The following is a 7,248-nucleotide window of genomic DNA, read 5'->3' on the forward strand; positions in this document are numbered from 1 at the left end:
GGATGAGCACGTCGATCACGCGGATCGTGCCGGCGTCGACGAGGGTGACGAGCTCGTCAACCATCTCTCCGGTGAAGTTGCTTGCTCCGGCCGGGAACTCCACGACGATGTAGTCGACGGGTCCCAGCGTGTCCAGCGATGGCTCGGTCATGTGGATCGACTTCCTTCTCGCGGGGTGCTCAGGACGCGAGTGCCGGCGTCGTGAGCTGGGTGGACCAGGCCTGACCGCACGTCCCAGAGGGCCTTGACGCCCCGCCGATGTCGGGGTCGCGGAACAGGTCCCACAGATGGCGGTGAGGCTCGTCGTGATCGTCGTGCCCCCGAGCGGGCGCGGGGATCACCCCCGGCGCCAATCACCCGGGTGAGCATCATTCGGGCCACGAACCCCAAAGGCACCCAGACAGGACGCTAGGGTGCGAATCAGGCGACTCGGGGGAGGCGATGGAGCAGCGACACGGTCCCGACCGGACGGTGAGCGCGCAGCGGTCTCCGGGCGGCGGTCTCGTCCGGGCCAAGCTCGCCCCGCCTCGCCCGCCGCACGGCTCGGTGAGCCGGCCGCAGCTGCTCGAGGCCCTGCGCGCCGGACGTCACGGGAGCCTGACCCTGGTCTCCGCGCCGGCCGGGTACGGCAAGACCACCTTGCTGACCGAGTGGGTGTCCGCGGGGCCGCCGGGCATGTTCGCGTGGGTGACGCTCGACGGTGGCGACAGCGATCCGGCCCGGTTCTGGAGCCACGTCGTCGCTGCCCTGGCCACCGTGGAGCCGCGGGTCGGGCGCGCGTCGCTGGCCGGCGTCGGGCCGCGCCCGGGTGAGATCGTCGACGTCGCGCTTCCGCTGCTGTTCGACGAGCTCGCGGACGCCGGGCCCGACCTGGTCCTCGTGCTGGACGACTATCACCGCGCCGAGACGCCGGAGATCAGCGCGCAGCTCGGGGAGTTCCTCAGGTACCGTCCGGGCCGCGTCCAGCTCGTCGTGTCGACCCGGTCGGACCCTGCGCTCGGGGTGCCGACGCTGCGCGCGTCGGGGGACCTGGTCGAGCTGAGGGCGGACGATCTGCGCTTCGACGACGCCGAGCTCTCGCAGTTCTTCGACGGGATCGGGGTCACCGGACTGACCGCAGACGATGAGCGTCGGCTCGCGGAACGGACCGGGGGGTGGCCGGCCCCGGTCCGGCTCGCCTCGCTGCTGATGCCCGAGCATGACCGCTCGTCGTTCATCGAGCACTTCACCGGCGCGAGCCGGCACGTCGTCGACTACCTGGCGCGCGACGTGCTCGAACGGGTCGACCCGTCCACGCGCGAGTTCTTGCTCCAGGTATCGATCCTCGGACGGCTCTGCGGTCCGCTGTGCGACGCGGTGACGCTMAGGTCCGGCTCGGGGGCGCTGCTGGCGGAGCTCGAACGTGCCAACCTGTTCATCTCCGTCGACAGCGCCGGGGAGTGGTACCAGACGCACCAGCTGTTCAGCGAGGCGCTCCGGGTGGAGCTCACGCGGACGTCCGGGCCCSTCGTCCCGGAGCTGCACGCCCGCGCGGCCGCGTGGCTTGAGGCCGCGGGAGACCTCGAGTCGGCCACGGACCACGCCATCGCAGCCCGTGACGTTCCCTTGGCCTCCCGCCTCGTCGCGGACCAGACCCAGCCGATGTCGGCCACCGGGCGCAGTGCGCACATGCGGCGGTGGCTCGCCGCGCTGTCGTGGCCCGAGGCACGGCAGGACCCCGAGCTCGCCTTCGTCCGGGCGCTCGTCGCGAGCTTGTCGAACAACATCGACGATGCCATGGAGTGGCTCAGCGTCGCCCGGACGGGTGCCCTCGAGAAGCTGGACGCCGGGGGCCTGCCGCTCGGCTTCCGCGTCGACTTCCTCGAGAGCACCGTGGGCGTGAACGACGCCGGCAAGGCGGAGGCGGCAGGGCGGCGCGCGGTCGCCGGTGCGCCGAACCCTGGTTGGCACGGCATCGCGGTGTCCTGCGTCGGGCAGGCGCTGTACCTGCAGGGCAGGACGTCGGAGGCGGTGGACATGTTGCGCCTCGCCCTCAGCGAGATCTCGGACGCGAACCCCATCATGCTGGCGTTCGCGGTCGGCAACCTCGGGCTGGCGGAGTCGATGCTGGGGACCGAGAGCCACGCGGACCCGCTGCTCGACCGGATGGTCGCAGTCCTGCAGGCTGCTGGAGCCGATCGCTCGCCGCCCGGCGCGACCCTGCTGCTGGCCAGAGGCGAGCGCGCACGCCGCGAGGGCGACCCCCGGGGTGCCTCGGTCCACATCCGCGCGGCCATCGACATCCTCGACGCGATGCCACGCAACGCCTGGCTGGCGAACGCCCACCTTCTGCTGGCCACGTCGCAATGGTCCTTGGGTCATGGCCCGGAGGCCCGCGAGTCCGTGCAGAAGGCACAGGAGATCCTCGATCGGCTGCCGGACCCGGGCGGGCTCGTGTCGCGCGCGGCGACGTTGCGCGACCACATGGCCACACCGGTGCATCACGCCGCCGACTTCGGGGAGGAGCTCTCCGATCGCGAGGTCGTCGTACTGAGGCTCGCCGGCGAGGGTCTCCGGCAACGGGAGATCGCCGATCAGCTCTACATCTCCTACAACACCGTCAAGACCCATCTCAAGGCGGCCTACCGCAAGCTTGGTGTCACGTCGCGCGATGCGGCGATCGCGCGCCTGGACGAGCTCGACCACCAGCTGGAGACGGAGCAGCTCGCCGTACCACCCGGGTGAGCCAGGGGCTGGGTGATCACACCGGCGGAGGGTGCGCGAAGAATCCGCGGATGGTCCAGTGCACGATCGTCCTGGCGGGGGAGCTCGACGGACGCTTCAGCGATGCTCTCGACGGCATGAGCCTGAGGGCCGCGGACGGCCGGACGACGCTCGTCGGAGAGCTGACCGACCAGGCCCAGCTGCAGGGCGTCCTGCACCAGCTCTTCGACCTCGGCCTCGAGGTGCTCTCGTTCACCACGACGCCGGCGGATCACCCGGGTGACTGGTYACCCGGGTGAGGCACGCCCCGCCGGGTCCCGCACAGCATGGGTGGGGCTCGGCCGACGGAGCAGGAGGAGCGTCATGAGTGCTGATCGCCACGCGCGGACCATGCTGCCCATCCCTGACAGGCCCGCGCCAGGGCTGACCACCTACGACGCGAAGGACCCGGACACGTCGTTCCCCCCCATCGAGCCGCTGCTGCCACCCGAGGGCGCCCCCAACGTCCTGATCGTGCTGCTCGACGACGTCGGCTTCGGCGCGTCGAGCGCGTTCGGCGGCCCGTGCGCGACGCCGACGGCCGAGCGCCTGGCTGCGGGCGGGCTGAGGTACAACCGGTTCCACACCACGGCGCTGTGCGCCCCCACCCGGCAGGCCATGCTCACGGGACGGAACCACCACTCGGTCGGGATGGGCAGCATCACCGAGACCRCCACGTCAGCGCCGGGGAACAGCTCGCTGCGGCCGAACACCAAGGCGCCGCTCGCCATGACGTTGAAGCTCAACGGCTACTCGACCGCGCAGTTCGGCAAGTGCCACGAGGTGCCSSYGTGGCARWCCTCSCCGRTSGGSCCGTTCGACGCCTGGCCCTCCGGSGGCGGCGGRTTCGAGMMSTTCTACGGGTTCATCGGYGGSGAGAACAACCAGTGGGACCCCGCGCTGTACTCCGGCACCACGCCGGTCGAGCCTCCGGCCACCCCGGAGGAGGGGTATCACCTCACCGAGGACCTGGCGGACCACGCGATCGGCTGGGTGCGGCAGCAGAAGGCCCTCATGCCGGACCGTCCGTTCTTCGTCTACTTCGCCCCGGGCGCGACGCACGCACCGCACCACGTCCCACCGGAGTGGATCGAGAAGTATCGCGGCCGGTTCGACGACGGGTGGGACGTGCAACGCGAGCGGACCTTCGCCCGCCAGCTGGAGCTCGGCATCATCCCCGAGGGCACCGAGCTCACGGCACGGCACGCGGAGATCCCCGCCTGGGACGACATGCCTGACGAGCTCAAGCCGGTGCTCGCCCGTCAGATGGAGGTGTACGCCGGGTTCCTCGAGCACGTGGACCACCACGTCGGCCGGCTCATCGACGCGATCGAGGACCTGGGGGTGCTCGACGAGACGCTCGTCTACTACATCGTCGGCGACAACGGGGCATCGGCTGAGGGCACCCTCAACGGCGCGTTCAACGAGATGGCCAACTTCAACGGCATGGCGGCGATCGAGACCCCCGAGTTCCTGGTGAGCAAGATCGACGAGCTCGGCTCGCCCACCTCCTACAACCACTACGCGGTGGGGTGGGCATGGGCGATGAACTCACCGCTGCAGTGGACCAAGCAGGTCGCCTCGCACTGGGGCGGCACGCGCAACGGGACCGTGGTGCACTGGCCGAAGGGGATCACCGAGGCGGGCGGCCTGCGGTCGCAGTTCACGCACGTCATCGACATCGCGCCGACCGTCCTGCAGGCCGCGGGCCTGCCGGAGCCGACGATGGTGAACGGCGTGCAGCAGTCCCCGATCGAGGGCACCTCGATGCTCTACACGTTCAACGCGCCCGACGCCCCGGAGCGGCACGACCTCCAGTACTTCGAGATGTTCGGCAACCGCGGCATCTACCACCGTGGCTGGAGCGCCGTCACCAAGCACAAGACCCCGTGGGTCCYGGTCGGCGGGAACCTCGCGGCCTTCGACGACGACGTCTGGGAGCTGTACGACGGCAGCACCGACTTCAGCCAGACCCATGACCTGGTCGCGGAGCACCCAGACATGCTTGCCACGCTGCAGCGACTGTGGCTGATCGAGGCCACCAAGTACGGCGTGCTCCCGCTGGACGACCGCACCGGTGAGCGCCTCGACCCCTCCATGGCGGGGCGACCGACCCTGATCCACGGCACCTCGCAGCAGTTCTTCGCCGGCATGGGACGTCTGTCGGAGAACAGCGTCGTCAGCATCAAGAACAAGTCGTTCGCCGTGACCGCCGAGATCGATGTGCCGGCGGTCGGAGCGCGCGGCGTCATCATCGCCCAGGGCGGTCGCTTCGGCGGCTGGAGCGTCTACGCCAAGGACGGCCGTCTGACGTTCTTCTACAACGTCCTGGGCATCCACGCGTTCTCGGTCGGTGCCGACGTCCCCATCCCGGCCGGCACGCACCAGGTCCGCGCGGAGTTCGCCTACGACGGCGGCGGGCTGGCCAAGGGCGGCGAGGTCACCCTKTTCCACGACGGCGCGGTCGTCGGCAGGGGCCGGGTCGCGATGACGCAGCCCATGATCTTCTCGGCCGACGAGACGACCGACATCGGCTACGAGTCGGGGACCACCGTGAGTCCTGACTACACCGCCGCCACCAGCCGGTTCACCGGCAAGATCCGCTGGGTCCAGATCGACCTCGGCGACGACGACCACGACCACTTCATCGACCCGGAGGAGCGGCTGCGGATCGCCATGGCGCGCCAGTAGCCATCGCCGTTCACGCGTAGTCGTTCCGGTGCAGCCACCGCATCGCGGCCGCCCCCCAGATCGGTGGCAGGTAGAACGTCACGAGCCGGTAGGTGATGGCCGTCGAGACGGCGATGTCGCTGGGGATCCCGACGGCCTGCAGCCCGACCGTCAGGCCGAGCTCGGCGACCCCCATGCCTCCGGGGACGGGCATGAGGCCGGAGAACAGGGCCACGGCGGTGATGACGAGGATCAGCTGTGAGAACGACGCCGTCTTGCCGAACGCCTGCAGGCACAGGGCGAGGACCCCGGCCTGCAGGAGCTGCGCGACGAGGTTGCCTCCGAGCATCGCGGACACGTTCGCGGGCTTGCGGAGCACCCCGAGCGCGGAGCGCGCCGAACGCGCCTGGCCGACGAGCGCGGCGCGGGCGCGGGGGACCATCGCGGTGAGGCTGTGACGCAGCCGGGGGACGGCCAGGGTGACCACGACGCCGGCCAGGATCAGGACCACCATCGCGACGATCAGCGAGGGACTGCTCGAGTCGGAGCTCGCCGCGCTCGACCCCGACGAGAGGGCTGACGTGAAGCCGGGCAGGCCGCTGACGAGGATCAACAGGATCAGCGCGACCTGCACGACGAACCCGCTGACGCTGTCGATGAGGCCGAACGCGAGGGCGGTCGCTGCGGGGATCCCGAACTTCTGGAAGAAGCGGACCTCGAGGGTCAACCGGGCGGCGGTCGCGGGCAGCACGAGGGAGATGAACTGGATGGCGTACTGCAGCATGAGCACCGGGACGTAGCGCAGCCGCGCGTTCGCCGCTCCCAGGGTCGCGCCGGCGAGCGCCATCTGGATGCACGGGGAGAGGACCAGAGCGGCGACCAGCCAGGCCCAGTCCGCCGAGGCGAGCGCTGCCGCGACGCTGGCGAGGTCGACGCCGGCGAGCAGCGTGACGAGCACGTAGACCACGAGCCCGACGAGGAGAAGTGTCCCGATCGACCTCGGCGTCACCCGGCGCAGCTGTTGCAGCGGCGGCTCCTCGACACCCGTGGCGGCGACCGCCGCCGCACGCAGCTCGTCGAGCGTCCAGGTCGCTGCACGCACGTCGGCCCGTGTCCGGCTGCCGAGAGCCGCGGGCTGCACGTAGGGCAGCACCGCTGCGAGGCCCTCGGAGCCCAGGGCCTCGACCGCCGCGGCGAGGGCTCGGGCGGGGCCGACCGTGATCGCCGTGACGACCAGGAGCCGGGCCTGGTCGCTGTGGAGGTCGCCCTCGTCGGAGGTGTGGGCAGCGGCGTCGAAGTCCGCGAGGGCGACCGAGCCGTCGGCGCGGAGGACGACGCTGCTTCTCTCGATCCGTCGATGGGCGATCCCGGCGTCGTTCAGCGCCGCCACCGCACGCCACATGCTGCCGAGCAGCTGGTCGTCCACCTCGTCGGCGTCGAGGAGGCTCAGGGGGGCGCGGGGGGTGCTCGTCACCAGCAAGGCGTCGCCCTGGTCCGCCAGGCCGACCGCGACGATGTCGAGCGTCGGCACACCCGCCTGCGCGGCCAGCATCGTGTACAGGGCTTCGTGCTCGACGCGGGACCTGCGCGTGCCCCACACGTGTGCGCGTTCCCCCCGACGCGTCATGGCGGCCCACAGCGATCCCACGACCTGGCTGTCCCAGGCGTCCCGCCCGTAGACCTTGACCAGGAGGTTCGCGCCGGGAGCGGTGCGCGCGACGAGCAGGTTCTCCGCGGCGACCCGTCCAGGGGCCGCCATCACCTCGGAGGCGGGCACGCCGACGTCTGCCAGCGCGACCAGGACCTGGGCGTCGGTCAGCCGTCCCTGGGGCTGTC

4 protein-coding genes are annotated in these 7,248 nt (G+C 71.0%); 3 read left to right on the forward strand and 1 reads right to left on the reverse strand.

The genetic code is table 11. From position 1 onward, the window contains the following. Positions 1-441: 441 nt before the first annotated feature. From AC1DUQ_RS14140 to AC1DUQ_RS14150, 3 genes are all read left to right on the forward strand, one after another. Positions 442-2,724 (forward strand): winged helix-turn-helix domain-containing protein, encoded by a 2,283-nt coding sequence (locus AC1DUQ_RS14140; RefSeq protein WP_477073999.1) that lies wholly within the window; start codon positions 442-444, stop codon positions 2,722-2,724. Between the two features lie 50 nt (positions 2,725-2,774). Continuing rightward, the gene (locus AC1DUQ_RS14145; protein WP_477074000.1) at positions 2,775-3,002 is read left to right on the forward strand and encodes a hypothetical protein; all 228 of its coding nucleotides are present in this window, start codon (positions 2,775-2,777) and stop codon (positions 3,000-3,002) included. Positions 3,003-3,066: 64 nt separating this feature from the next. Next, the gene (locus tag AC1DUQ_RS14150; protein ID WP_477074001.1) at positions 3,067-5,433 is read left to right on the forward strand and encodes an arylsulfatase; all 2,367 of its coding nucleotides are present in this window, start codon (positions 3,067-3,069) and stop codon (positions 5,431-5,433) included. Between the two features lie 10 nt (positions 5,434-5,443). Here the strand turns inward: AC1DUQ_RS14150 and AC1DUQ_RS14155 are convergent. Next, positions 5,444-7,248: flippase-like domain-containing protein (locus tag AC1DUQ_RS14155; RefSeq protein ID WP_477074002.1), on the reverse strand; the 1,805-nt coding region annotated here is incomplete at its 5' end.

The organism is Cellulomonas sp. P4_B5_2 (genome assembly GCF_056402235.1).